This is a genomic window from Gilvimarinus agarilyticus (assembly GCF_000832015.1).
GTDB classification, from domain to species: Bacteria; Pseudomonadota; Gammaproteobacteria; order Pseudomonadales; family Cellvibrionaceae; genus Gilvimarinus; species Gilvimarinus agarilyticus.
Window position 1 is genome coordinate 3820297 of the sequence record NZ_JXCJ01000001.1, and the last position, 24683, is coordinate 3844979.

The 24683-nt window shown below is 50.3% G+C and carries 16 protein-coding genes and 2 pseudogenes; 11 read left to right on the top strand and 7 right to left on the bottom strand.

What is annotated here, in order from left to right:
• Positions 1-76 precede the first annotated feature (76 nt).
• Positions 77-2008, bottom strand: coding sequence for an ATP-dependent zinc metalloprotease FtsH (gene ftsH / locus SD69_RS16500; protein ID WP_041524085.1), 1932 nt, complete (start codon positions 2006-2008; stop codon positions 77-79).
• Between the two features lie 540 nt (positions 2009-2548).
• Here ftsH and yhbY point away from each other — a divergent pair.
• The gene (gene yhbY, locus SD69_RS16505; protein ID WP_041524086.1) at positions 2549-2851 is read left to right on the top strand and encodes a ribosome assembly RNA-binding protein YhbY; all 303 of its coding nucleotides are present in this window, start codon (positions 2549-2551) and stop codon (positions 2849-2851) included.
• Positions 2852-2921: 70 nt separating this feature from the next.
• On the opposite strand, the gene greA is transcribed toward yhbY, so the two are convergent.
• The 4 genes from greA to SD69_RS16525 form a co-directional block, all read right to left on the bottom strand.
• Positions 2922-3398 carry a transcription elongation factor GreA gene (gene greA / locus SD69_RS16510; RefSeq protein ID WP_041524087.1) on the bottom strand — a complete coding sequence of 159 codons (477 nt, stop codon included), beginning with the start codon at positions 3396-3398 and terminating at the stop codon, positions 2922-2924.
• The gene (gene carB, locus SD69_RS16515) at positions 3395-6616 is read right to left on the bottom strand and encodes a carbamoyl-phosphate synthase large subunit (RefSeq protein WP_041524088.1); all 3222 of its coding nucleotides are present in this window, start codon (positions 6614-6616) and stop codon (positions 3395-3397) included. Before carB ends, greA begins: the two co-directional genes overlap by 4 nt.
• 34 nt (positions 6617-6650) lie before the next feature.
• Positions 6651-7796 carry a glutamine-hydrolyzing carbamoyl-phosphate synthase small subunit gene (gene carA / locus SD69_RS16520; protein ID WP_041524089.1) on the bottom strand — a complete coding sequence of 382 codons (1146 nt, stop codon included), beginning with the start codon at positions 7794-7796 and terminating at the stop codon, positions 6651-6653.
• 257 nt (positions 7797-8053) lie between these two features.
• Entirely contained in the window at positions 8054-9082 is a 1029-nt protein-coding gene (locus tag SD69_RS16525; protein WP_052481292.1) for an alpha/beta hydrolase, read from the bottom strand.
• A gap of 209 nt (positions 9083-9291) precedes the next feature.
• Between SD69_RS16525 and SD69_RS16530 the strand changes: the two genes are divergently transcribed.
• The gene (locus SD69_RS16530) at positions 9292-10770 is read left to right on the top strand and encodes a GMC oxidoreductase (protein WP_084591628.1); all 1479 of its coding nucleotides are present in this window, start codon (positions 9292-9294) and stop codon (positions 10768-10770) included.
• Positions 10767-11879, top strand: coding sequence for a hypothetical protein (locus SD69_RS16535; protein ID WP_041524091.1), 1113 nt, complete (start codon positions 10767-10769; stop codon positions 11877-11879). The genes SD69_RS16530 and SD69_RS16535 overlap by 4 nt, the downstream gene beginning before the upstream one ends.
• Before the next feature lie 96 nt (positions 11880-11975).
• On the opposite strand, the gene SD69_RS16540 is transcribed toward SD69_RS16535, so the two are convergent.
• Complete coding sequence (locus SD69_RS16540; protein ID WP_157471734.1) at positions 11976-12974, bottom strand: hypothetical protein; 999 nt, start codon at positions 12972-12974, stop codon at positions 11976-11978.
• 700 nt (positions 12975-13674) lie between these two features.
• Between SD69_RS16540 and SD69_RS19240 the strand changes: the two are divergent.
• The 5 genes and pseudogenes from SD69_RS19240 to SD69_RS16555 all read left to right on the top strand — a co-directional run.
• Positions 13675-14169, top strand: a pseudogene (locus SD69_RS19240) (fibronectin type III domain-containing protein); the annotation flags it as partial.
• A 594-nt stretch (positions 14170-14763) separates the two neighbouring features.
• On the top strand, positions 14764-15213 hold the full coding sequence (locus SD69_RS18980) for an RHS repeat domain-containing protein (protein ID WP_198144119.1): 450 nt from the start codon (positions 14764-14766) through the stop codon (positions 15211-15213).
• 72 nt (positions 15214-15285) lie between these two features.
• Positions 15286-17178: a hypothetical protein gene (locus SD69_RS18985; protein ID WP_041524093.1), complete on the top strand. Its 1893-nt coding sequence runs from the start codon at positions 15286-15288 to the stop codon at positions 17176-17178.
• Positions 17179-17188: 10 nt separating this feature from the next.
• Positions 17189-19765, top strand: a complete 2577-nt coding sequence (locus SD69_RS16550; RefSeq protein ID WP_052481293.1) for an RHS repeat domain-containing protein — start codon at positions 17189-17191, stop codon at positions 19763-19765.
• Complete coding sequence (locus SD69_RS16555) at positions 19762-20151, top strand: hypothetical protein (protein ID WP_041524094.1); 390 nt, start codon at positions 19762-19764, stop codon at positions 20149-20151. The genes SD69_RS16550 and SD69_RS16555 overlap by 4 nt, the downstream gene beginning before the upstream one ends.
• 160 nt (positions 20152-20311) lie before the next feature.
• Here SD69_RS16555 and SD69_RS16560 read toward each other — a convergent pair whose 3' ends face one another.
• The gene (locus tag SD69_RS16560) at positions 20312-20536 is read right to left on the bottom strand and encodes a SymE family type I addiction module toxin (protein WP_041524095.1); all 225 of its coding nucleotides are present in this window, start codon (positions 20534-20536) and stop codon (positions 20312-20314) included.
• A 354-nt stretch (positions 20537-20890) separates the two neighbouring features.
• Between SD69_RS16560 and SD69_RS16570 the strand changes: the two genes are divergently transcribed.
• The 3 genes and pseudogenes from SD69_RS16570 (at position 20891) to SD69_RS16575 (ending at position 24168) form a co-directional block, all read left to right on the top strand.
• Positions 20891-21966 (top strand): IS3 family transposase gene (locus SD69_RS16570; protein WP_157471736.1). Its coding sequence is split into 2 segments (ribosomal slippage): positions 20891-21152 and positions 21152-21966, totalling 1077 coding nucleotides; the frame shifts between segments, so codons are not numbered across the junction.
• A gap of 43 nt (positions 21967-22009) precedes the next feature.
• A pseudogene (locus SD69_RS18615) lies at positions 22010-22249 on the top strand (integrase core domain-containing protein); the annotation flags it as partial.
• Positions 22250-22458: 209 nt separating this feature from the next.
• Positions 22459-24168: a hypothetical protein gene (locus SD69_RS16575; RefSeq protein WP_041524098.1), complete on the top strand. Its 1710-nt coding sequence runs from the start codon at positions 22459-22461 to the stop codon at positions 24166-24168.
• Positions 24169-24683 lie beyond the last annotated feature (515 nt).

The window sequence follows — 24683 nt, forward strand, 5'->3', positions numbered from 1 at the left end:
ACTTACTTATCGTGAGCTGGCGACACCCAGAAACAAATAACCCCGCAAAAGCGGGGTTATGGGGCGACGGGGCTGATTAGTGGTCTTCAGCCGGGCCGCCAATGGGGCCAGATTTACCTTCTTTAGGCGCCTCATCAGTGCTATCGCTGACACCACCACCTCCGATGTGACTATTAAAGTCGCCATCGTGCCAATCCCGTGGCGGGCGCACTTTACGGCGCGCCATTAAGTCGTCTACCTGCTCAGCATCGATGGTCTCATACTCCATCAAGGCGTCTTTCATAGCCTCTAGGATATCGCGGTTATCGTGCAGTAATTGCTCGGCGCGCTTATAGCAGCGGTCGACAATCTGGCGCACTTCCTGATCGATCAGCTTAGAGGTCTCACCTGAGTAATTAATTTGCCCGGAGCCCGGCATAACACCTTCGTCTTCACCATAGTGCAACGGGCCAAGTTTTTCGGACAAACCCCACTTGGTGACCATATTGCGCGACAGCTCGGTGGCCCGCTCAATATCATTGGAGGCGCCCGTGGTGATGCCGTCGTCACCCAGCGTTATTTGCTCGGCGATACGGCCACCAAACAGGGTGCAAATGCTCGACTCAATCGAGCGGCGGCTCATACTGTACTTATCGCCCTCGGGCAAAAACTGAGTTACACCCAGCGCTCGACCACGGGGGATAATGGTGACCTTGTGAATCGGATCGTGCTCGGGCACCAAGCGGCCAATAATGGCGTGGCCGGCCTCGTGGTAGGCGGTATTTTCTTTTTCCTTTTCGCTCATCACCATGGAGCGACGCTCGGCGCCCATCATGATTTTATCGCGCGCTTTCTCAAACTCTTCCATGCTCACCAGGCGCTTGTTAGCGCGGGCGGCAAACAGCGCGGCCTCGTTAACCAGGTTGGCCAAATCGGCGCCCGAGAAACCCGGCGTACCCCGGGCAATAACCGACGCCTCAACAGACTCAGAGATAGGCACTTTGCGCATGTGGACTTTCAGCACTTGCTCGCGGCCGCGAATATCCGGCAAACCTACCACTACCTGACGGTCAAAGCGGCCGGGGCGCAACAGGGCTTTATCCAGCACATCAGGGCGGTTAGTGGCGGCAATCACAATAACGCCCTCACTGCCTTCAAAACCGTCCATTTCTACCAGCAACTGGTTAAGGGTCTGCTCACGCTCATCGTGACCGCCGCCATGACCACCGCCACGGTGACGCCCAACGGCATCGATTTCATCAATAAAGATGATACAAGGGGCCTGTTTTTTAGCCTGCTCGAACATATCGCGCACGCGCGAGGCACCCACACCAACAAACATTTCGACAAAGTCAGAGCCTGAGATCGAAAAGAAAGGCACTTTAGCCTCACCGGCAATGGCTTTCGCCAGCAAGGTTTTACCGGTACCCGGAGGGCCGGCCATCAACACACCACGTGGAATACGGCCACCAAGGCGCTGAAACTTACTCGGGTCGCGCAGATACTCGACCAGCTCTTGCACTTCTTCTTTGGCTTCATCCACACCGGCCACATCGGCGAATGTGGTTTTAATTTGATCCTCGCCCAACAGGCGCGCCTTTGACTTACCAAAGCTCATAGGGCCGCCGCGACTGCCGCCGGCGCCGCCTTGCATTTGGCGCATAAAAAATAAAAACACCGCAATGATGATTAAAATCGGGAAGCTGGCAATCAGCAGCTGGTACAGCAGGCCGGGCTTTTCTGGCTCCAGAGCGGTGATTTTTACGTCGTGATAACGCAAATCTTCCATCAAGCCATTATCAGGAATTGACGGCATTTTGGTGACAAATTCCGAACCATTCGAGGTTACACCGCGAATATCCGACTCTTGAATAGTGACTTCGCGCACCCCATCTTGCTCAACGGCGGTCACAAACTCCGAATAGCTCATGGCATTGGATTGTGCAGGCTGCTGAAAGCCCTGAAACACGCTGAATAAAACAGCGGCGATAATCAGCCACAAAATCAGATTTTTCGTCATATCGTTCAAGGTATAACCCTCAATTTACATCGAATCGGGCGCTTGGCGCCGCCGTTAGCCGCTGACTTACGAAGAAAACCAACAAGCTCATATTAGTGACAATAGTCTTACAGTATAGCCCTGTCGATCAGGTTTGGGCTGCAAAATACCCTGTTAGTTCACAGGGTACTCCATTAAGCGAAAGATATTTAGCCCTTAGTACCCTTGCCGACGATATAGACCTCGCCCTGAAAGGCTTTGACGACAGAGGCGTCAGGGCTCAGTAGGTCAGCGCCCCTTCAAGTAAATACACAGCGCGAGGTGATCTGCCGTCTCTACTCATATTGGGGCCATATCCCAAATTACAAGGTCTACCGGCGAACCCGCGATAACGGCCGTCGGCCTAAAGCTCTTGGCCGTGCGGCTGCGATTACCTGAAGTTCAGAGCCTAGAAGTGCCCCTCGACTCCGGGTTTGCTACTTTTTGATCTAGCCATAATAATTTGGATTTAGGGTACAATACCCGCCCGCCAATGGGTGGCACGAAGTCTCGTAAAAGGTAACCTACGCTATGTCCTCAAACTCCGAACGTAAAAAGCAGTTTCGCTCGCTCGGCCACAACTTAAAACCGATTGTGACCATCGCCGACAATGGCCTCAGCGAGGGCGTGCTGTCGGAGCTAAACCGCGCATTGGATGACCATGAGCTGATTAAGGTAAAACTGGCGCTGACCGAGCGCGAAGACCGGCAGCAAATCACTGAAGAAATCCGCAATTTGCCCAAAACCGAAGTTATTCAACAAATTGGCAAAGTGCTGTTACTGTACCGCGGTGCGAAAAAACCTAACCCTAAGCTGTCCAACTTACTGCGCTAAAGCGGGCAACAGCAGGCGGGGCATGGAGAACGAAAACGTTCCCCGTTCCCCGTTCCCCGTTCCCCGTTCCTTAAATATGCTCCACCTTGTCGATTTCGTACTCGACTTCTCCGCCTGGAGTCTTAACCACCACCACATCGCCCTCTTCTTTAGCGATTAGCGCTCTGGCAATGGGCGAGCTTATAGAGATTTTGTTGGCTTTCACATCCGCCTCGTCGTCACCGACAATGCGGTAGGTTTTCTCTTCATCGGTTTCGATATTGACAATGGTCACTGTAGTACCAAAGATCACCTTGCCCGTGGCAGGGATGGCTTTTACATCGATTACCTGAGAGTCCGCCAGTTTGCCTTCGATCTCTTGAATACGACCCTCACAAAAGCTTTGCTGCTCCCGCGCGGCATGGTATTCAGCGTTTTCTTTAAGGTCGCCGTGCTCACGGGCCTCAGCGATGGCCTCGATAATACGCGGGCGCTGGACTTTTTTAAGGTCGTCCAGCTCAGCACGCAAAGCCTCGGCACCCTCAACGGTCATAGGTACTTTTTTCATTGCGCGGCCTCCTTATGCAGATCTTGCAGGCGACGAACTTCAATGTCGCCACTGGCACGCAGCGCCATAGCCACCGCTTCACCACCAGCTAAGGTAGTGGTGTAATAAACCCGGCGCGCTTCAGCGCTGCGACGAATGGACGATGAATCGCGTGTTGCCTGGCGCCCTTCAGTGGTGTTGATAATCAGGCTGATCTCGTCATTTTTGATCACATCAACCACATGCGGGCGGCCCTCACCCACCTTGTTAACCACATCGACTTCGATACCGGCGGCGCTCAGCACCTTAGCGGTGCCACGAGTGGCAACAATCGAAAAGCCCAGCTCCAACAGGTTTTTAGCGACATCAACCACGCCGTTTTTATCGACGTCGCGCACACTGATAAACGCGCGACCGCCCATAGGCAGTTTGCTGCCGGCACCCAGCTGGCTCTTACCGTAAGCTTCACCAAAAGTGGCGCCAACGCCCATGACCTCGCCGGTGGATTTCATTTCGGGGCCCAAAATTGGGTCAACCGCCGGGAATTTGTTAAAGGGGAACACGGCCTCTTTAACGTGAAAGTGCTTGGGCACAATCTCTTTGGTAAAGCCTTGCTCAGCCAGAGACACGCCGGCCTGACAACGGGCCGCCACTTTTGCCAAAGACACGCCGATACACTTGGACACGTAGGGCACGGTCCGTGAAGCGCGGGGGTTAACCTCAATGACATAGATCTTGCCGTCCTGGTAGGCCAGCTGAGTGTTCATCAAGCCAACCACACCGAGCTCTAGCGCCATGGCTTTCACTTGTTCGCGCATCTCGTCCTGCACTTCGGCAGGCAGCGAGTACGGCGGCAGCGAGCAAGCCGAATCGCCCGAGTGCACACCACACTGCTCAATGTGCTGCATGATGCCGCCAATCACGACTTCTTTGCCGTCAGACACCGCATCGATATCAACCTCGATCGCGGCACTCAAGAAGTGATCCAGCAACACCGGCGCATCTTCAGACACTTTTACCGCCGAATGCATGTAGGTGCGCAACTCTTCTTCTTTATAAACAATTTCCATGGCCCGGCCGCCCAGTACATAGGACGGACGCACGACCAGCGGGTATCCCACTTTCTCGGCGCTAATCAGCGCCTCCTCGAGCGAGCGGACAATCGCATTGGGTGGCTGTAGCAGACCCAGGTCTTCAATCATCTGCTGGAACCGCTCACGATCTTCGGCGCGGTCGATGGCATCAGGGCTGGTACCGATAATCGGCACACCTTCGGCCTCCAGGGCGCGCGCTAGTTTCAGCGGCGTTTGGCCACCAAACTGCACAATCACGCCTTTTGGCTGCTCTTTGTGCACAATTTCCAGCACGTCTTCCAGAGTTACCGGCTCAAAGTACAGGCGATCTGAGGTGTCGTAATCGGTGGATACCGTCTCGGGGTTACAGTTAACCATAATGGTCTCGTAACCGTCATCGCGCATCGCAAGTGCCGCGTGCACACAGCAGTAATCAAACTCGATGCCTTGACCAATACGGTTGGGGCCACCGCCAATCACCAGGATTTTTGGCTTACCCGAGGGCTGGGCCTCACACTCTTCATCGTAGCTTGAGTACATATAAGCCGTTGAGGTGGAGAATTCGGCCGCACAGGTATCAACCCGCTTGTACACCGGGCGGATATTTTGCGCATGGCGCGCTGCACGCACCTTGGCCTCTTTAACACCCAGCAGCAGCGCCAAGCGCTTATCAGAGAAGCCTTTGCGCTTCAGCATGTACAAGTCTTCGGTGGTCAAATCGGCCAGCTTGGCTGCGCGCACTTTTTGCTCCAGCTCAATCAGCTCGCGCAACTGCTCCAAAAACCAGCGATCAATTTTAGAGGTTTCAAACACTTCATCGACGGTCATACCCAAGCGGAAGGCATCGCCCACGTACCAAATACGCTCGGCACCTGGAGTCGTCAGTTCGCGACGAATCCGCGCCGGGGTCTCTTCAGCCGATAAATCTAACTTAGATTCAAATCCAGCGGAGCCCACTTCCAAGCCGCGCAATGCTTTTTGCAGTGATTCCTGGAAGGTACGGCCAATGGCCATCACCTCACCCACAGATTTCATTTGGGTGGTTAAGCGAGCGTCGGCATCACCAAACTTCTCAAAGGTAAAGCGCGGTATTTTGGTCACCACGTAGTCGATAGAAGGCTCAAACGAGGCCGGGGTGGCGCCGCCGGTAATTTCGTTTTGCAGCTCGTCCAGCGTGTAGCCCACCGCCAACTTGGCGGCCACTTTAGCAATCGGGAAGCCGGTAGCCTTAGAGGCCAGTGCCGAGGAGCGCGACACCCGCGGATTCATCTCAATCACCACCAAACGGCCGTTTTCGGGGTTAACCGCAAACTGTACGTTAGAGCCACCAGTCTCTACGCCGATCTCGCGCAGCACCGCCAAAGAGGCGTTACGCATAATTTGCAGCTCTTTATCGGTCAGAGTCTGGGCGGGTGCTACGGTGATGGAGTCACCAGTGTGCACGCCCATGGGGTCGAAGTTTTCAATCGAGCAGACGATGATGCAGTTGTCGTTTTTGTCGCGCACAACCTCCATCTCGTACTCTTTCCAGCCCAGCAGAGATTCGTCGATCAGAAGCTCATTAGTCGGTGATAAATCCAGCCCCCGGGCACAGATCTCTTCAAACTCTTCCCAGTTGTAGGCGATGCCGCCACCGGAGCCGCCCATGGTAAATGAAGGGCGAATAATGACCGGGAAGCCAAACTTTTTCGGGACCTCTTTGGCCTCCTCCATCGAGTGCACGATGTCGGCGCGGGCGCACTCAAGGCCAATTCTTTTCATGGCCTTGTCAAACAAATCGCGATCTTCGGCCATATTGATGGCGTCTTCGTTGGCACCAATCAGCTCTACGCCGTACTTTTTCAGCACGCCGTGTTTGGCCAGATCGAGCGCACAGTTGAGCGCAGTTTGCCCCCCCATCGTGGGCAACACCACATCGGGGCGCTCTTTCTCGATGATTTTGGCAACGGTTTGCCACTCCACCGGCTCGATGTAAGTCGCATCGGCCATGGCCGGATCGGTCATGATGGTGGCCGGGTTAGAGTTCACCAGAATCACCCGGTAGCCCTCTTCGCGCAGCGCTTTACACGCCTGGGCGCCGGAGTAATCAAACTCGCAGGCTTGGCCGATCACAATCGGGCCTGCGCCGAGAATCAATACACTGCTAATGTCGGTACGCTTTGGCATTTTCTCTCCAAAATCTGTTGCCAATCCCGAGGGATCACTGGGCCGCTTTGTGCGCCTCAATCAATTCAATAAAGTGGTCAAACAAGCCGTCGGCATCGTGCGGGCCAGGACTGGCCTCCGGGTGCCCCTGAAAGCTAAAGGCCGGCTTGTCCGTCAGGTGGATACCCTGCAAAGAGCCGTCAAAGAGCGATTTATGGGTTGTTTTGACATTGCTCGGCAGAGTGGACTCATCCACCGCAAAACCGTGGTTTTGCGCGGTAATCATCACCAGGCCGGTGGCGGTATCTTGTACGGGGTGGTTACCACCGTGATGGCCAAACTTCATTTTCACGGTTTTGGCGCCGGCGGCGAGTGCCAGCAATTGATGACCAAGGCAGATTCCAAACACAGGAATGTTGGTGGTCAGAATCTCTTTAATCGCCGCAATGGCGTAGTCACAGGGCTCCGGGTCGCCCGGGCCGTTGGCCAAAAAGATACCATCGGGGTTCATCGCCAGCACGTCGGCCGCCGGTGTTTTGGCTGGCACCACGGTAATGTCGCAACCACGATCGGCCAGCATGCGCAAAATATTGCGTTTAACACCATAATCGTAAGCCACTACCTTAAAGCGGGTTTCGACGATATCCGAGTGCCCTGAGCCTAAGCTCCAGGTGCCCTCAGTCCACTTATAAGGCGCTTCGCAGCTGACTTCTTTGGCCAAGTCCATCCCCTTAAGGCCAGGGAAGTCTTTGGCGGCTTCGAGAGCTTTTGCCTCGTCAACATCACCCGCGACAATACAACCGTTTTGCGCACCCTTATCGCGCAGAATGCGCGTCAGGCGACGGGTGTCGATATCAGCAATACCCACCACGCCTTTCTGCTTTAAGTAGTCATCCAGGCTCTGGCTTTGGCGAAAGTTGCTGGACAAGCGCGGTAAATCGCGAATAACCAAGCCGGCCGACCAGATGGTGGCGCACTCTTCGTCTTCCGGCGTGGTGCCGGTATTGCCGATGTGCGGATAGGTCAGCGTCACTATCTGGCGGGCGTAAGAGGGATCGGTGAGAATCTCCTGATAACCGGTCATCGAGGTGTTAAACACCACTTCACCAACCGACAGGCCGTCGGCACCAATAGCTGTACCGCGAAAGACACTACCGTCTTCTAGCACCAGTAGCGCGGGTCTTTGAGCCCCAGTAATCAAGTCAACCTCCTCAACAATTCACTTTCTTCATGCCGAGCGAAACGACCACACAAACCGGGGTGCGTCGCTGATTTAGATACATCTGCTCGGAAAATAAAAGCCCGGTCACAAGTTGCAAAAAAGCGAGATGAAACATTGGGCTTCATCTCGCTTATCGTTCATTAATCTGGCGACCATTGGCGCGGCTTAGGTTACAGCCAATCTGACCGCAAATTTTAGGCGAAAACCGACAATTTGTCCAATGCTAAATCACCACTCTAAGAGCCCGGTGACGTTAGCACCCGCCCCAAAAAGGCAGCAACCCAAAAAGCCGTCGACTCAAACCATGGGTCAAACAACCAAAACGGGTGCGGGGTATTGGGCAGCGTATGCACCTCCGAGTACACCCCCGCGCCATCCAGCCGGGCAATATAATCGTCACGCCCGGCATGAAACCGCGGCTGCGAGCTATTAATAAACAGCGTCGGCGGCGTTTGGTTCCCGACATAGGCCAGCGGCGAGGCTTGCTCCCACAGCTCAGTCGCCTGCTCGTAGCGCCCACCAAACCAAGCCTCGGCGGCTGAGGGTTGTTTCGCCGGGTCGTTCTCATGCTTAAGCGCCATAGGGGTAGTAAAACTGACGATGCCGTCAATATTCACAATCGCCTGCACCCGAGAGGGCACCCCCTGATACGGGCCATCGGCCGCATAACCCGGGGCATCCGTCATCACCCCCAGCAGCGCGGCCATTTGCGCCCCCGACGAGCACCCAAGAATCGCCACTCGCCCCGTATCAACCCCATACACATCCGCATTGGCGCGCAACCAGCGCACCGCCGCATGTAAATCACTCATACCCGCCGGATACTTAGCCTCGGGCGACAACCGGTACTCAACCGTCACCGCCACAAAACCACTGTTAGCCAAGTGGGTGGCCATTGGCTCCTGGTGCGACCGAGCACCAGAGGCCCAGCCACCGCCATGCACCAACAAGACCGCCGGCGCCGGCTTATCAGATTTAGGCGAAAACACATCCACATGCAGCGCCCGCCCGACATCATTGCGATACACCAAATTACGGACAACAGAAACACCGGCCTCAGGTGCCACACTCGCGACCTGAATATCGGGATGGTCCTGCCCGGCCTTGGCCAACGCTTTGGCCACGGTAAAACTATCATCAACCGGGTGCTGAGCCGCCCCGGCAGCACCACCCATCAAGCAAACACTGACCATCAGCCAAGCTGCACCTTTTACACCCATCATAGCCACCTGTAACACTTTAATGTGTCCACACGATAACACCATGTTATCATTCTTAAATTTAGTTTACTCGGGTAAAGCGTCGTAGCGTTTTCCGCTTCTGCCTCACCAACAGTCTGAGCTGGAGCTCGGATCGACAACCATACGGATCAACCTCCGCCATGTAATTCTGCGAGCTTACGCAGCCAACCCAACACTTCCAACAAAACTCTTTTGATCTGACAGCGTCAGACACGAGCCCAAGAATATAGGAGATGACAGTGATACAAGACCTGGAACAAGGCCTTACCACCCAGTCACTAACGGCTGATGTTTGTATTATCGGGGCGGGCCCCGCCGGAATATCACTCGCGCTGGAACTAGCCAGAGCGCGACCCGACTGGCACATCGTTCTGACCGAGGCTGGCGGCCCACAAAACGCTTCACAAACTGAGCGCGATATATACAAAGTCTCCCTGGGCGATAAGTCCTATGGCGTACTGGATGTATCCCGGCGTCGCAAGCTCGGTGGCACTACGGCTCACTGGGGCGGCTGGAGCAAACCGCTGGACGACACAGACTTTGAAGACAATAACGCCTGGGACGTTCCCGCCTGGCCTATCACGAAACAAGAAGTCAGCAGTCATATCCCCCGGGCCCTAAAGTGGACCGAAATTGACAGCGGCGACTTTCACGTGAACAGCATTCGCAAAACACACAACGGAAAGCTGCTCCCACTGAGAAAAGACGGCGCGATTAACGAACAGCTGTTTCGCTTTAGCCCACCTACCCGCTTTGGCGATAAATACTACGACGAGCTAAAAGCACAAGATAATTTAACCTGCCTATTGCACGCCAATTGTTATGAGCTAGTCCGAGACGGCGACAAAGTCACCTCGGCCAAAGTGCGCCCACTCAATGGAAACACCTTAGAGGTTAACTCCCAGACTTTTACCTTAGCCATGGGCGGCATGGAAACCACACGATTACTGATGAATTTACGCGGCGATAAAAGCGCCGATGGCGAAGGCATCTACTCCGATCACTTAGGCCGTTATTTTGCCGACCACTTCGGTGTCCGCCCAGGCGAAATTCTCGCCCCAGAAGGGCTAAAGTACAGCCGTTTTGGCGACCAAAGCGGCCCAATCATGCCCGTGCTAACCTTTGCCGCCCGCGACATTCGCAATAACGGTGAACACAACAGCTGTATGATGTTGCAGGCAAGCGCGGCGCCGGAGTCCCTGCTGGCAGGCTATGGCGGCACCAAAGCCGCAGGCTTTTATGCCAGCCAATACTGGCACTACTCAACCCAAATGATTATCGAGCCACGCCCCAACCCAACCAGCACGCTCACCCTGACGGATGAACGGTGCGCTTTAGGGCTGCGCCGTATGAAGCTCGACTGGCAGCCACACGAGGACGACTTTGCCTCGGCCTACCGGCTTTTTAACGCCCTTGGCGATGAGCTTGGACAAACAGGATTGGGGCGTCTGAACCTTAGCCGCCCCAACAGTAACAGCATTCGGGAAAACGTCAGTGGCGCCTGCCATCATCTGGGGACAACGCGTATGGCCGCCGATAGCCGCGATGGAGTCGTCGACTCCAACCTTAAAGTGTTTGGCCAACAAAACTTATACGTAGCCAGCTCCTCCGTGTTTCCACGGTACGGCTACTCCAACCCAACTTTAACCATCGTGGCGCTATCGGTGCGCCTGGCACAGCACTTAGCCAATAAAAGCGAGGTGGCAGCATGATCAAGCGACGGGATTTGTTAGTAGGCGGTGTTAGCGCTGGCGTCACCGCGGGCGCCATGCATGTATTTTACACCCGCTCCCTAACGGCGCAGACGCCAGCGCTTGCAGCTGCCCCTAACTCACTGATTATTGAATCGGGCTACGGCCAACCACTGGATAATGCCCTGCGCGCCATAGAGGGTAGCGATAAATTCGCCGCCGCCTGGCTGGAACAGCAAAGCGCTAAACCCACCATTGCCAGTTTAGCCAACGCCCTAAAAAACAAACTCGACCTCAATAACGCAGCATTAGACGAACAGCTGTTCAAACTGATAAAGCAGGACTTCAGCTCAAACAAGACCGTAGCCATTGAAGGCTGGAGCCTGAGCGAAACAGAGTGCCAACTTGCCGCATTGCGGTATTTGGTGATCGCCGACAACCCGGACAATGCCGCCATTTTACGCGCCCAGGAAAAGGCTAAACTTCAGGCCGGGCTCAAAGAAGGTGAAATCGCCCCACTCAAAAACTGGGGCCCACGCAAAACCACACAAGGACAAAAATTTAACGAGCAGTCCGACGGGCACAGCGGATTGTGGTTTCAGTTTTCCGGCGCGCCAAGCCACGCCAAGATTATGATTGATGGCGAGCTAGTGCGAACCGTTGTCAACGAAAGCGTCGTCACCTCTGGGCTGTTCGGTGAGATGCAAGAGCGCATCCTGGCAACACCGGGTGAGTACGACATCGCCTTGGTGGACCCTATTAAAAATATTAAGCAACCTATCGGCTCACTGACCGTAAAAGCTGATCCACGGATGGCTAAAAGGCAAGGGAAACGCGAATCTGTTTTTTGCAGCGTGAGTGACTGGGGACCTAAAAAAACCATTATTGGCCAACCAGCCAACGAGCAGCCCGACGGATCGATGGGTGTTTGGATCAAAGCCAGCTGCATCCCAACTAACGCGCAGATATTACTCGATGGCGATCACCTACCAATAACCATCCGAGAATTCGGAGCAACAACGTCCATACCTGCGGCATTACTGGAAGCTCCAGGTGAAAAAACACTATACCTACTTGACCCTACATCAAAAGAAAAGCAGATAATCGGCACTATCACAATACAAGCATAACCTAGACACTGCGACCCTTTAGCAGCACCCCCGAAGGGTCGCACATCACTCTAAACACAAAAGATTTAATCAATCTCCATGAGCACGCAACCCAAGTTAATAATATTGAAACTGAACGGGGGGAGAAACATCGACATGCCCATCACAACCTTCGCTGGCACTTAACGGCCACTGGAAAACATGCCATAGAGTCCTAGATATACTGGCAGACATAATATCATACCAACTCGCCGAGTCATTGTAATACGTCTCACCAATAATAATGCTTGAATTGTCACCTCGCGAAGTCATTGCGGCATCCACATCCTCAAGCTTTTCCTCTAAATATTCATAGAAGTGAAACTCCCAAACATACGGAGATCCATAGAGGGTTGATTCGTAAATATTCTTTGTGGTGTTGTAACGATCAACAGCTAGAGAACCATCGGTCACGCCGTTTGCGCCCGAAGCAACGGAAAACCCCACCGTGTCTGCTTTTCCAAACCGCAGGTTATAATTTATCCACATCTTTTTCACATAATTTTTATGCCATTGCGATTGACTCGACGCAGGGGCAAACTCATTACCCAAATCAATTTTATAATGAATCCCAGCACCAGCGATTAAAGGATGCAATCGAAATATGAGGTTCCAGTTCTCTTGAAAATACGACTCATTCCAAGCGCTCCAGTTTAGAGGCGAATTATTCGCCTGAGGGAAAAAGCCGACTTCGATTTCACGAAACCCTGAGGATTTAATATCCGACAAAAAATCCTCCAAATTATCCCTCACTTGCAGCGAAAAATTCCCGCCACTTGAGTCCAACAAAGTACCACCTTGCGCACCACGCATAAAGAATATAGGTATACGTAATCGCTCCTGACCTGCGGAGTTCATCGACTGAAGCTGCGATTGCACCATAGATCTCACACCCGTAGCGTGGTAGTTTTTAATTATTCCGTAACTCTCACGGCAGTTTGGGCCTGGCGGAGCAGGCTGGGTTAGCGCGTCTATTTTATACCAAGCATAATTCGACCCCCCAGGGCTGATGGGCACAGCCGCAAAAACCGATGTCATCGAAACCGTCAAAAAAATAACAAAAATCTTAACGAACATCCCTACCCTAAACATACACCTAGAAAACATAACTCCTCTCCACTAAGTTATCGACAGAAAACAGAAGTAGCCACGATCAATAACTTCTCACGTTAACATAGATCGCGACCCGGAAAATGTAAATGTAACACCATTCTGCAACCAAAGCTCAAACTGCGTGAGCATTGGGAAGTGGAGCCCAACACAAAAACTAAACACAGTAAACCCCGGATGAAAATAGACAGCGTTACAAGCTACAGGTACAATTCGCCAAGTTTATATGTGGCTGACGAACCGCTTATATCAGCGCCATAATTAATATCTTTTGGATTAAAATAGCAAATAAAAGGGAATGCATGTGTTTTGCTTATTACACCGCAGTTGCTTAAAGAGTCTGTTTTGGGTCGGCGCAGTTCTCCTTGCTGTCTTACCGTTACAGTTACATGCTGCGGGGACTGGAGGGTCGATTTATACCAGCAGTCCTTGCTCGCTGCCAGGTCCAGAGTCGCCCTCTAGGTGTACAGTTAATATCAGCTACAGTAAAGGCCAGGCAGCGTTCCCCGTCGCGTGCATTTGGATTAAAGGTGACTCTTTAGTCTCGTGTACGGGCAACGCTGGGCACAGTTTTAACTGGATATACACAAATATTAATGGGCATATATTTGAGCTTCGGGGACATTCTGGGTATCCCTCAAACACGGATGCGGCTAGATCGCAGGGTATGCTACTTGCCACTACATCTGTTATAGCGGTTGCGCCGGCGGGAGTGCCATCCTCCCTTACTGTGACCCCGAATACGAGCAACAAAAGTTTTTCACTTTCGTGGGGCGCCGCTTCAGACGCCTCAAGATATGAACTTTATAAAGATAATACGAGATTATACAGCGGCTCGAGTCGTAGCTATACTTTTATTCATGCTACAGCGGGTGTTAGTTATACATTTAAAGTTCGCGCCTGCAATACGGCAGGCTGTTCATCATTTCGTTCAAAAACATCCATAATAACTGAGCCACCCAGCGCTCCCTCGTCGATTACGGTTTCTTCCGACATTAGTGAAAATAGTTTTGCGATATCCTGGCCATCTTCATCTGGTGCTACCAGTTATCAGGTGTACCAAGGTAACGTTCGTGTCTACAGCGGGTCGACTCGTAGCTATCACTATAATCACGCTGCGATAGGCGTTGGGTATACATTCAAGGTTCGCGCTTGCAATGCTGGGGGCTGCTCTGGCTTTCGCTCGACAGATGCCAGAATTCCAGTGCCCCAGGGTACGCTCACGTCTAACTCCCCCTGTAGGTTAAACGGTAGTGATAATTTCTGTGACGTCACTATACAACTGCAAAAACAGGATGCGCCAGTTGGGTGCTTGTGGGTACTCAATCCTACGCGAAAAGTTTCGTGTCAGGGGCATGAAAGCTGGAGTGCTTTATGGGATCTAACTTCTACCTCGACGACATCTTTTGAGTTCAGAGGATATAGTAGCTTCTTTTCTGGGCGGACCGACTCAGAGCGTTTGAACGGCGTGCTATTAGATACGCTGTCCATCGTCGCAGAGAGTGGTCCATCTAAGCCTAGCACACCGACGTCGGTTACAATTACGCCAGACCTGAGTAGCCGTAGTCTTGCAATCGTTTGGCCTCCATCTACAGGAGCTACTCAATACCAAGTATATTTAGGAAATTATAGGTACTACAGCGGCCCTTCCCGCAGTTATCGTTATAATAATGCGACCTTCGGTGCGAGCTACACGTTTAAAGTTCGAGCGTGTAACAACGCTGGCTGTTCGGTATTTCGCTCTGGCTCGTCCCGCATGCCTGCGCCACAAGGTGCACTTACGTCGAACTCTCCCTGCACCTTGGTCGGTGAAAATGATTTTTGTGATGTTACGATACAGCTGCAAAAGCAGGATGCGCCGGTCGGCTGCTTGTGGGCACTTAATCCTACGCGAGTCGTATCGTGCCAGGGGTATGAAAGCTGGAGTGCATTGTGGGATTTAACCTACACATCACCAACGTCGTTTGAGTTAAGAGCATATGGCAGTTTTCCGGGGCATACCAACACTGATCGCTTAAATGGCGTGTTACTGGATACGCTATCTATTGTTGCAGTAAGGGATCAGTCAAATCCTAACTTGACGCCTCAAACCCTAAACTATGAGTATGATGCGTTAGGGCGTTTAATAAGCGTTGTAAAAGAGGGGGATAGGACGAACTACGACTATGACGCTGCAGGTAACCGATCATCAACCTCGGTGGACTAATAGAGTGCGCCACGCTACCGTTTAGCGTGGTACGGTTTTTAAAGGAAAGATTTTTATGTGTGGGGAAGGGATATGCTTTTAATCGAAGGGCTTGCGGGGTTGCGGTCGGTGCTTGGCCGAAGAGCCCTTGCTACACTATTGGTTGGCTTTACTTCATTACCTTGTGCTGGGCAGCAAGGTTTAACGCCACCACCTGAAATTTCGTTTGAAGATGGAGCCGGGGTTAATTTGTTGTCTGGGTACCCTGTTTTTAAATTATCAGATGTAAAGATAGGGCAAGGCGAAAACATGTTGCATCATACGATTGCTACGTATGATGGTTTCTTTCGGGGTTTCCGCGACAACTTCGAGTTGTCGGCCACCATATCTGGAACCACTTCAGTTATGTATGGACTGAATACAAGTTATTTAGTCCGGAAGGTGACTGTGGGTGCCAAGAGTCAGGATTTTTCTGTGGAAACAGGAAGCTTGTTTGATTTTGCGACTTACACTCCAGAAAAAAATGACGGTGCATCGTTAATTCAGAATGCCGACGACACGTTTACATATGTAGATTCGTCTGGAGCTGTTGCAGAGATTGGAGAGACACGTCCTGGAAGTGAGTATCCTTATGGCGGGAAGGTAACCTACCCTAACGGTTTCGAACTAACTATTACTCAGCGGAAATTTCGTACGGAGTCGGTAAACACAAATACTGGTTTACAGCTTAAATACTTTTATAGGCGCAATACGCTGCCCGAGGAGCCAACAAGCAATCAAAGGGATGAGTTTTTTTATCCATCACGTATAGTGGCGCTAAATAATGCGTTTGACTACTGCGCTCCGACTGCTACGGCGTGCTCATTTGATTATGAATGGCCTACCGTAAATTATGTTTGGCCTCATCACGATGAAATGAGTTCAGATGACGGGACGGGCACGGCGATATTTAAAGTTATAGACCCTGAGGGTGGGGTTACAACCTACAAGCACGAGTTTTTTAGCGCACAGCGTTATCAAAGTCTACCCCCTTTCGAGCCACGAATAACTCAAGTCAAATCTAAAACAAGCAATAGCGTTGCAACTTCAACCTTTGATTATGCCAACAACATTCTTTGTCGCTTGGATGGCGGCAATTGGGATTGTAATAAGTTGAGGAGTAATGTAGTGGCTGAGGCTAAAGTTGGCGGTGCAGAGTGGCATTATAGATACGATGCCCCTAGTGCCACATTTGTTGGTTACGCTGCAAGTACCGGGCCTAATGGGGTAGCCAGTGTTGTTACCAATGTAGGGGCTGCCTCACCTCGATTGACGAACGTGGAGACTCCAGCTGGCGTCAGTAATGTCCGATTTTACCAGAATGAGCACAATAAGGTTAAAAGCGCTACTGTAAAAGGCAAAGATCTGGGCTATGTATACGATGCTCGGGGAAATCTAATTCAGACGACACAGACAGGTGTGTCTGGTTCCAATGAGGCTGGTGTCGCCATAGTTCAATCAGCAGGCTACGAGCCAGAGTGTAACGATGACAACATAAAGTGGTGTAATAAGCCGCTATGGGTTAAAGATGCAAAAAATAACCAGACTGATTATGAATACTATGATGACACCGGGCAGATCAAGAGTGTTGTAAAACCGGCTGACGCTAATGGTGTTAGACCTCAAACATTTTACAGATATGAAGATCGTTACGCGTGGTACAAGAGTGCCAGTGGCTATGTGCAAGCTGACACACCGATGTCATTGCTTGTAGAGAAAGTTACTTGCTCTGGCGGCTCTATGGTGGCCGGAGAATGCGCCGCTCAAGGTAATCAACTAACGACTCGTTATGTTTACGGGCCAGATCAGGGGCCTAATAATTTATGGCTCCGGGGGGTGGAGCGTGTGGCGGGCGGAGAGGTTCGACGCACTTGTTACCAGTACGATATGTATGGAAATGTTGTGTCGGAATCGACACCTAAAGCTGCGCTTAGCAGTTGTCAGTGAGGAGTCGGTTATGGACAACAATAGAACTCAGTTAGGTATTCTTAAATATCTTGTGGCTGTTAATGTCGCTTTTAGCGTACTTGCCACTATTTCGACGATGGCTTATGCGTCCGGGGCTGCGTTTACCTGGGCTAAGCGCTATAACCTTAATGGGCAGCTTACCGCTACTATCTCTGCAGACCCTGACGGAGGAGGCGCGTTAAGATATATAGCACAAAGGATACAGTACAACGCGCAAGGGATGCAGGAGCGGGTAGAAAGTGGGTATTTAGACCAATGGCCATCGCACACAGTTAAGCCAAGGAATTGGGAGGCCGAGGGATTCAGTTTTCAGGTGCATGATGCAACTTATTTTACTTACGATAACTGGGGAAGACCGCTTAGCGAGCAAAAAGTGGACTCTCAGGGAGTTGCGTACAGTCTAACGCAGTTCTCGTACGACTCGCTGGGGCGCTTACGTTGTCGAGTAGTGCGAATGAGTTCTACAGAATTGTCTTCTTTATCTGCTTGTAGTGTGGCCAGTGGTGGTGACGGCGAAGATCGCGTTACTCGTTATACCTACGACAACAAAGACCGAGTCACCTTGATCGAAAAAGCGTATGGCACTTCTTTAAGGCAAAGCTATGCCAAGTACACATATAACCTGTTTTGGCAACAATCATCCGTAAAAGATGCCAATGGTAATTATACGGAGCTGCAATACGATGGCTTTGGTCGATTAAAGAAAATGCTGTTCCCCTCCAAAACTCAGCCAGGCACCTCCAGTGCCAGTGACTATGAATGGTACGACTACGACAATAATGGTAATTTGACCGTTTTGAGAAAGCGTAGTGGCCAGACTATTCGCTACCAGTACGATAGCCTTGATAGAGTTACTGTTAAAAATATACCCAATGGGACAGCGAACGATGTTTACTATCGCTATAACCTTCAAGGGTTAGAGCTGTCTGCCCGATACGGCAGCTCGACAGGGTATGGTGTTACCGCTAGCTACAATGGCTTTGGCGAGATAATGTCGGAGACGACTTCCTCGACCAACGGTAGTTATACAGTGAGGTATCAATACGACCTCAATGGCAATATTACTCGGCTCACCTATCCAGACAATCGCTATTTCTCCTATGAGCATGATGGCCTAGACCGTCTTATAAAACTCAAAAACCAAAGCGGTAATGTGCTTAGCTCTTATACATATGATAATTACGGCCAGCTTGAATCGTTAAGCTCTAGAGGCAGTGTAACGGCCTTTGGTTATGATCCTATAGCCCGTCTGAATGCTATTCAGTACCAAGTTGAGGGGCAATTGCATGATCTGAGTATCGATTTTGAGTTTAACTCTGCCAATCAGATTGTTCAAAAAACAATTAGCAATAACTTGTATGCTCATAAAGCCGGTAGTGGTCAGCCCGGAAATTATCAGGTAAACGGACTCAATCAATACGAGAGTTTTGCAGGGACTGATTTTACTTACGATGATAATGGAAATATGACATCGACGGGCAGCCTTGATTTTACCTATGATGTTGAAAACCGATTAATATCAGCCTCCGGTGGTAGCAATGTTGCTTTTAGCTATGACCCTAAAGGGCGCTTACAGGTTGAGAGCCCCAATAGTGGCTTAAGTACAGTGTTTGTGTATGCTGGCGATGCCTTAATAGCGGAATACCAAAACGGTCAAATGATTCATCGGTATGTACACAACTTAAAGGGACGTGAAGCCCCGTTGATAGCTTATACAGGTAGCGCCATTGGTCGCGCAAACCGCCATCACCTGCAAGTCAATCACCAAGGGTCAGTGATTGCTGCGACTAACGCTGACGGCGCGGTCGACTATATTAATACTTATGACGTTTATGGCATTCCTGGGGCTGACAATCAAGGTAGATTTACTTATACGGGCCAGACTTTTTTGCCTTCTCTGGGGATGTACTACTACAAAGCTCGAATTTATAGTCCGGAGTTAGGGCGGTTTTTGCAGACCGACCCTATCGGTTACGAAGACCAGATGAATTTGTACGCCTACGTCGGGAATGACCCCATGAATATGACTGACCCTACCGGAATGTACGGTAAAGGTAACGGTTGGAGCGATAAGGATTGGAAAAAATTTGACGCTGCACAAAAGGAAGCAGCGGCTAATATGACAACGGCGGCGGGAGACCTCAAAAGCGAGGCTGGTCAGCTAGGCGAAGGAGAGGTGAGCGGAGATGGCTACTCCGCAAGCGAATTGAACTCAATGGCTGACACCCTAGATGCTGGGGCGAAAGCCTTGAATGATGATGGATCGGGAGGCTATTTCGCTCACTCTGGAAATTCTTCTGATACAGATGGTTATTTCGCGGCGGCTGAAGTAGGAGGCACTTCTATGACCGTTGATGTTGGAAATGCGTCTTTTCAAGATCATTCATCAGTCAGGTGGATGGCTGGCCATGAGTCACTCCATAATGCAGGGTTAGAAGATCAAAAACGAGTGGGCTATACCGCATACAGGTTCGGTAACTTTGGTCAGAAGCGAGCATTTAAAAAACTGTCAAAATCATTACGCCATAAAAACCCTGATCATGTTATGAGTGAAGTCTATCCATGAAAGAACTTTTTGTAATAGCATTATCAATCTGCTTGTTTCAGATGGCCGAAGCTAGTACGTGCTTCGTTGAGGAAGCAAGTCCTGAGGCGGCTGAGAATTACGCTGACCGAGTTGGCATTTCTACTGAGCGACGGGGTAGCTTGTCTGATGTAGACGTCATTTTGCCTGCCACCGCTGACGGATACGCATTAAGTGAAGTGTTTTTCGTGGTTTCGAAAGAGGAAAGCGATGTCAACGAGGTATCTATTCCCGTTGCAGCAAGAGAGGTAAATGAGGAAACGTTGGGTGCCTCTTTCACTCTGCCGATTAGTCTGCTCCAAAGGGCAAGCCTAATAGTGACATATGGGCGTTGCGGAGCAGAGTACCAGTTAAAGCTGGGAAAATAATTATTGAACAGCGGATCAATGGGGGCACGAGCAATGGGATCAGATCTTGCCTTTTGCCTCTTGATGAACAAGCCCAGCCGGTAAGGTAATCTGGGACACCCACACTTAGAACTACTGAAAAACCCAGCCGCTACCGGCTGGGCTTGTTCTTTTTAACTGTCTATGTTTCCTGCGTGGTCAACACCAAACACCCGGCCATGACGCGGACGGTGACGGGCGCGTCAATGGCAAAGCCGGCGCGCTCAAGCCAGTGGCCCTGCAGGCGCAGCCAGGGCACCTTGGCCTGGGAGCGGTCCTTGCGCCGGTAGTCGTAACGCATCTGCCCCATCTTGATCTGGCGGGTATGACACACCGGCGCGGTGTGTGTAGACTTGGCTTTAGCCATGGTAACCTCCTATTCAGGTTGCTGTGGTTAGCAGGCCTTGGGTGTGTCCGCACCGTTGGCCTGCGCCTTCTATGGATTAGGCCTGTTTCTTAATCTGGGCCGCCTCCAAATAGGTATCAAACACCTTCATCACTTGTCGCTTGCTGGCGGGGTCGAGCCTCTCCACTTACTGCAAGCGTCACAGCAGCCGGGAATCCAGCTGGTGATTCTTCTTTAGCGGCTTGATCCCCAACAGCTCATCAGCGCTCACACCCAGCACCTTCGCCATCAGCGGCAAGAGGTTGTGTAATCCCCCAATTATCCAAGGCGGTTATTAGTAGAAAATTCCATTATAATAGGATCAAAGAGCTTTCGATGAGGAAGTCACGTTACAGCGATAGCCAGATACTGGCAATATTGAAGCAGAATGAGAGCGGCGTGTTCGTTCTGGGTTTATGCCATGAGCACGGCATGAGCTCAGCCCAGCTCTACAAGTGGCGGTCGAAGTTCGGCGGTATGGACGCGTCGATGATGAAGCGTCTCAAAGAGCTAGAAGACGAGAATCGGCGACTCAAGAAGATGTATGCCGAGGAGCGTCTCAAGGCCGAGCTACGACAGGAGGCCCTTGAGGGAGAACTGTAAAGCCATCTCAACGCAAAGAGATCGCGCAACGCGCGATCGAGAGACACGGCATCAGTATTCGACTCGCCTGTGCCACCTATAGCATCAGTGAGAGCTGTTACCGCTATCAACCAAAGCTAGGCGGTGAGAATGCGTTAATAGCGGACTGGTTCTTACGTTTAACGGAGACCCACAAGCGGTGGGGCTTTGGGCTGTGTTTTCTGTACCTTCGCAATGTGAAGGGTTATGGCTGGAATCATAAGCGTGTGTATCGTGATCTGGAGCTTAATTTACGCATTAAGCCTAGACGCAGGATTAAGCGTGACAAGCCTTATACGCTGAGTACTCCTACCGCCATCAATCACGTGTGGCCCATGGATTTTATGTCCGACAGCTTAAGCGACGGTAGGAGTTTGCGAACATTCAATGTGATTGACGATTATAATCGTGAGTGCCTGACGATTGATGTTGACYTATCMATGCCGYCGCTTCGAGTGATTCGGGCRTTGGAGCAAGTGATGGAGTGGCGAGGAAAGCCCGCTGCTCTGCGCTGTGATAATGGGTCAGARTATATTTCTGGGGCTKTGGTTAACTGGGCTAATCAACATCAGATTACACTGCTTTATATTCAAGAAGGCAAACCAACTCAGAATGCTTATGTTGAACGTTTTAACCGTACGGCCCGGCACGAGTGGCTCGATATGCATGACTTTGCTAGCGTTGAACACGAACAAGAGCTTGCGACCCAGTGGCAATGGCAGTACAACAATGAGCGGCCGAATACCACAATCGGAGGTGTTCCGCCACGGTGGCTACTACAGGCCACATAACCCTCTACTTTTAACGGCGGTTTAAAATGGGGGGATTACACTAGTTGGTTATATTGAGCCGGGCAAGCCAAACCAAAATGCTTACATCGAGCGCTTCAACCGAACTTACCGGGAAGAGGTTCTTAACACTTGGTTGTTTGCGAGCCTAGAGGAGGTTAGGGAAATCAGCTGGGCTTGGATGCTCGAATACGACGAAGAAAGAGACCATGACAGCCTCGGCGGGCTTACACCCGCCGAGGTTTTAAAGCAAGCCGGATATTCTAGTTATGGGTTGGCCACTTGACGGGGAAGCATACGAGTGAAGCTTGAGAATTCGATTGATTGTTATTTTTTAATTTAATTGAAGTAATTCTATGTTTTTAATACAGTGTTCATTATTTTAACATATTGGTTTGTCGTGCATTATTCAAAGCAATACGATTTGTAACGGCTTTTTCATTCAGGTAATGGTTGGGAAGTATAAATTCTAAATCAATGAAAAATGGAGACTATATGATGGATCAAATATTTTTTTTAACCCGTAAATTATTCATACCACTAATCATTATTTTTTTTAGCGGTCAAGCTTTCGCAGCTGCCTCTGTTAGCGCGAGTCAAATGTATCCTGTAGTAAGTCCAAACGGAACTGCAAGCTCGCTCATAACTTGGAGCTCGACCAACGAACAAATGGTTCAGATTTGGCTTAGTGTTGATAATAAAAAAGAAGTTTTGTTCGCTACTGGGGTATCGGGCCAAAAAACATATGTGGCGATAGAGCCAGGGTCATCCTATAAGTTTACAGCATACAGAGGTACACAACAGACAATCCCCATTGCATCAACAATAGTTCTAGGTGTACCGGTTAACGGAGGTGTTCTAGCAACTAAAAACAATGTGGTCAGAGCTCCCTTTAACTCTGCTACGTCGGCTACTATTATATGGAAAACCAATAATCTAACTAACGCGCAAATGTGGGTTAGCGTGAATGGCCAGCCGGAAACCCTTGTTGGAACTTCATTGTCTAGTGTGCACACCGCTAACTGGATCGTTCCGAGTAATGACTACGTTTTTACGCTATATGAGGGAGTAAATCGAAGTCGTGTGTTGGACACAATTAATATCTATGCAGACTTGGCATATGAGGTTGGAGTTAATTATCATTCCTTTAGTAGTGCATATAACCAAGGTAATATTTTGACGCAATACCACTCGCCGAGCGTAAGGTCATTGGTGAAAAGTCAGCTAAATGAAATGATTAATAATGGAGCTTCAATTATAAAGTTTAACATTTGGCATACTTCTATCTCATCTTCTTCAAGCCAGCCGGGAAGACCACATTTTCCTCTGTCATCGCAAGAGATTTTCAATCTTAACTTGTTCGCTCAAGACGTTGCTGCAATTAGGGCTAATGATGGCAGAAGGTTAAAACTAGACCTTTCTTTAGGTTGGCAGGGGAGTGCAGGTTATACGCATAAATATGACTCTCCGTCGACTGGATTAGGCAGCTCTCAGATTCTTGGTTCGGAATTCATTACAAGAGCTAAGCAGTCAATTAACTCAATTGTAGATGCAGTTAAAAATGTTTATCGGCCCGACGGAAGATTGGTAGTCGATCGAATATATTTAGAGGGTGAAGTTATGCCTGCAATAACAAGCGAGATTACAAATCTTGAAGCAATTGACGGGAAAAAAAACCAAGATTGGTTTTTACTTAACTTGTACCCATATTTTGTTAACCGAGTAATAAGCGCTAATATTGAACCAAGCTTATACTTTTTGGTTAATAATCCGAATGAAAATAACGTTTTTGACTATGCTTGGCAGGATCCTCTATATAGTGCCCATAACGTGAAAAAAACTATGTACTCAGTATATAGAGCAATTTTGTTTCTTAAAACGAATAATTTGAAAATCCCAAAGCGTATAGATTTTTCATTATATCCACAGCGAGTTTCGGCCAGTTACACCTCAATGATAGACAAAATTCTAGATGATGCTGACGTATCCTTGCAACACTTGGGTGCTGCGTCTAGTTATTATGCCGCTGAGTCACAATACCCTCTGTCAAATTCAGATAGAGAAGCGTTAGGAGAGGGGTTTGGTAACAACAGGAACCCTAATTCTCGGTTGAAAGGAGTCTCCTTCTGGACAACACCTGACGGTGGCGGTCCTGGGGTAGATGTTGGCCCCCCATTTGAGGTTGAGGATTACTGGCCCTACTAAAAGCGAGAAGCTGCGTATCGGAGGCTCTTGATTCGTTCGAAGGGTCTTACCTGAGGTTCGTGCGAGCTTTAGTTGACTTCTAGATTAAGACTCCGATTGCGCATGAGATTTTGAGGTTACCCTTGAAAAGTAGACACCCTACATAGCTTAACCAGACCTATATTGAGCTTCCCACGAGACCGAGGACGACTATCTTCAATATCGCGGGAAGTCCAGGTTGTATCACCTATGCGCTACATAAGCAGATACTTTGATGGTTGATTTTCTGGGTTCTTGTCCGTTTAACACTGACAAATTTAAAGCGCAGGGCTAGTTCGATATGTAATCCCCCTCAATCACCCAGAGCGGTTTAAAATGGGGAATTACAGCGGGACAGGGCCTTGAGGATTAAAATCACCGAAGTATGGGAAGATGGAAGCCTCCCCCATTCCCGGTGCAAGCATCAATTCCGTATACTGAATCAAATGAACCTAGAGCAAATGAAGCTTACTCGAGCATCTGGTCTAGAGCCGCCC

Bases quoted from the DNA above. Each gene is read 5' to 3' on its own strand.
- yhbY (WP_041524086.1), top strand. From the start codon at position 2,549: ATGTCCTCAAACTCCGAACGTAAAAAGCAGTTTCGCTCGCTCGGCCAC.
- greA (WP_041524087.1), bottom strand. From the start codon at position 3,398: ATGAAAAAAGTACCTATGACCGTTGAGGGTGCCGAGGCTTTGCGTGCT.
- carB (WP_041524088.1), bottom strand. From the start codon at position 6,616: ATGCCAAAGCGTACCGACATTAGCAGTGTATTGATTCTCGGCGCAGGC.
- SD69_RS16525 (WP_052481292.1), bottom strand. From the start codon at position 9,082: ATGGTGTTATCGTGTGGACACATTAAAGTGTTACAGGTGGCTATGATG.
- SD69_RS16530 (WP_084591628.1), top strand. From the start codon at position 9,292: ATGACAGTGATACAAGACCTGGAACAAGGCCTTACCACCCAGTCACTA.
- SD69_RS16535 (WP_041524091.1), top strand. From the start codon at position 10,767: ATGATCAAGCGACGGGATTTGTTAGTAGGCGGTGTTAGCGCTGGCGTC.
- SD69_RS16540 (WP_157471734.1), bottom strand. From the start codon at position 12,974: ATGTTCGTTAAGATTTTTGTTATTTTTTTGACGGTTTCGATGACATCG.
- SD69_RS18980 (WP_198144119.1), top strand. From the start codon at position 14,764: ATGCCTGCGCCACAAGGTGCACTTACGTCGAACTCTCCCTGCACCTTG.
- SD69_RS18985 (WP_041524093.1), top strand. From the start codon at position 15,286: ATGCTTTTAATCGAAGGGCTTGCGGGGTTGCGGTCGGTGCTTGGCCGA.
- SD69_RS16550 (WP_052481293.1), top strand. From the start codon at position 17,189: ATGGACAACAATAGAACTCAGTTAGGTATTCTTAAATATCTTGTGGCT.
- SD69_RS16555 (WP_041524094.1), top strand. From the start codon at position 19,762: ATGAAAGAACTTTTTGTAATAGCATTATCAATCTGCTTGTTTCAGATG.
- SD69_RS16560 (WP_041524095.1), bottom strand. From the start codon at position 20,536: ATGGCTAAAGCCAAGTCTACACACACCGCGCCGGTGTGTCATACCCGC.
- SD69_RS16575 (WP_041524098.1), top strand. From the start codon at position 22,459: ATGATGGATCAAATATTTTTTTTAACCCGTAAATTATTCATACCACTA.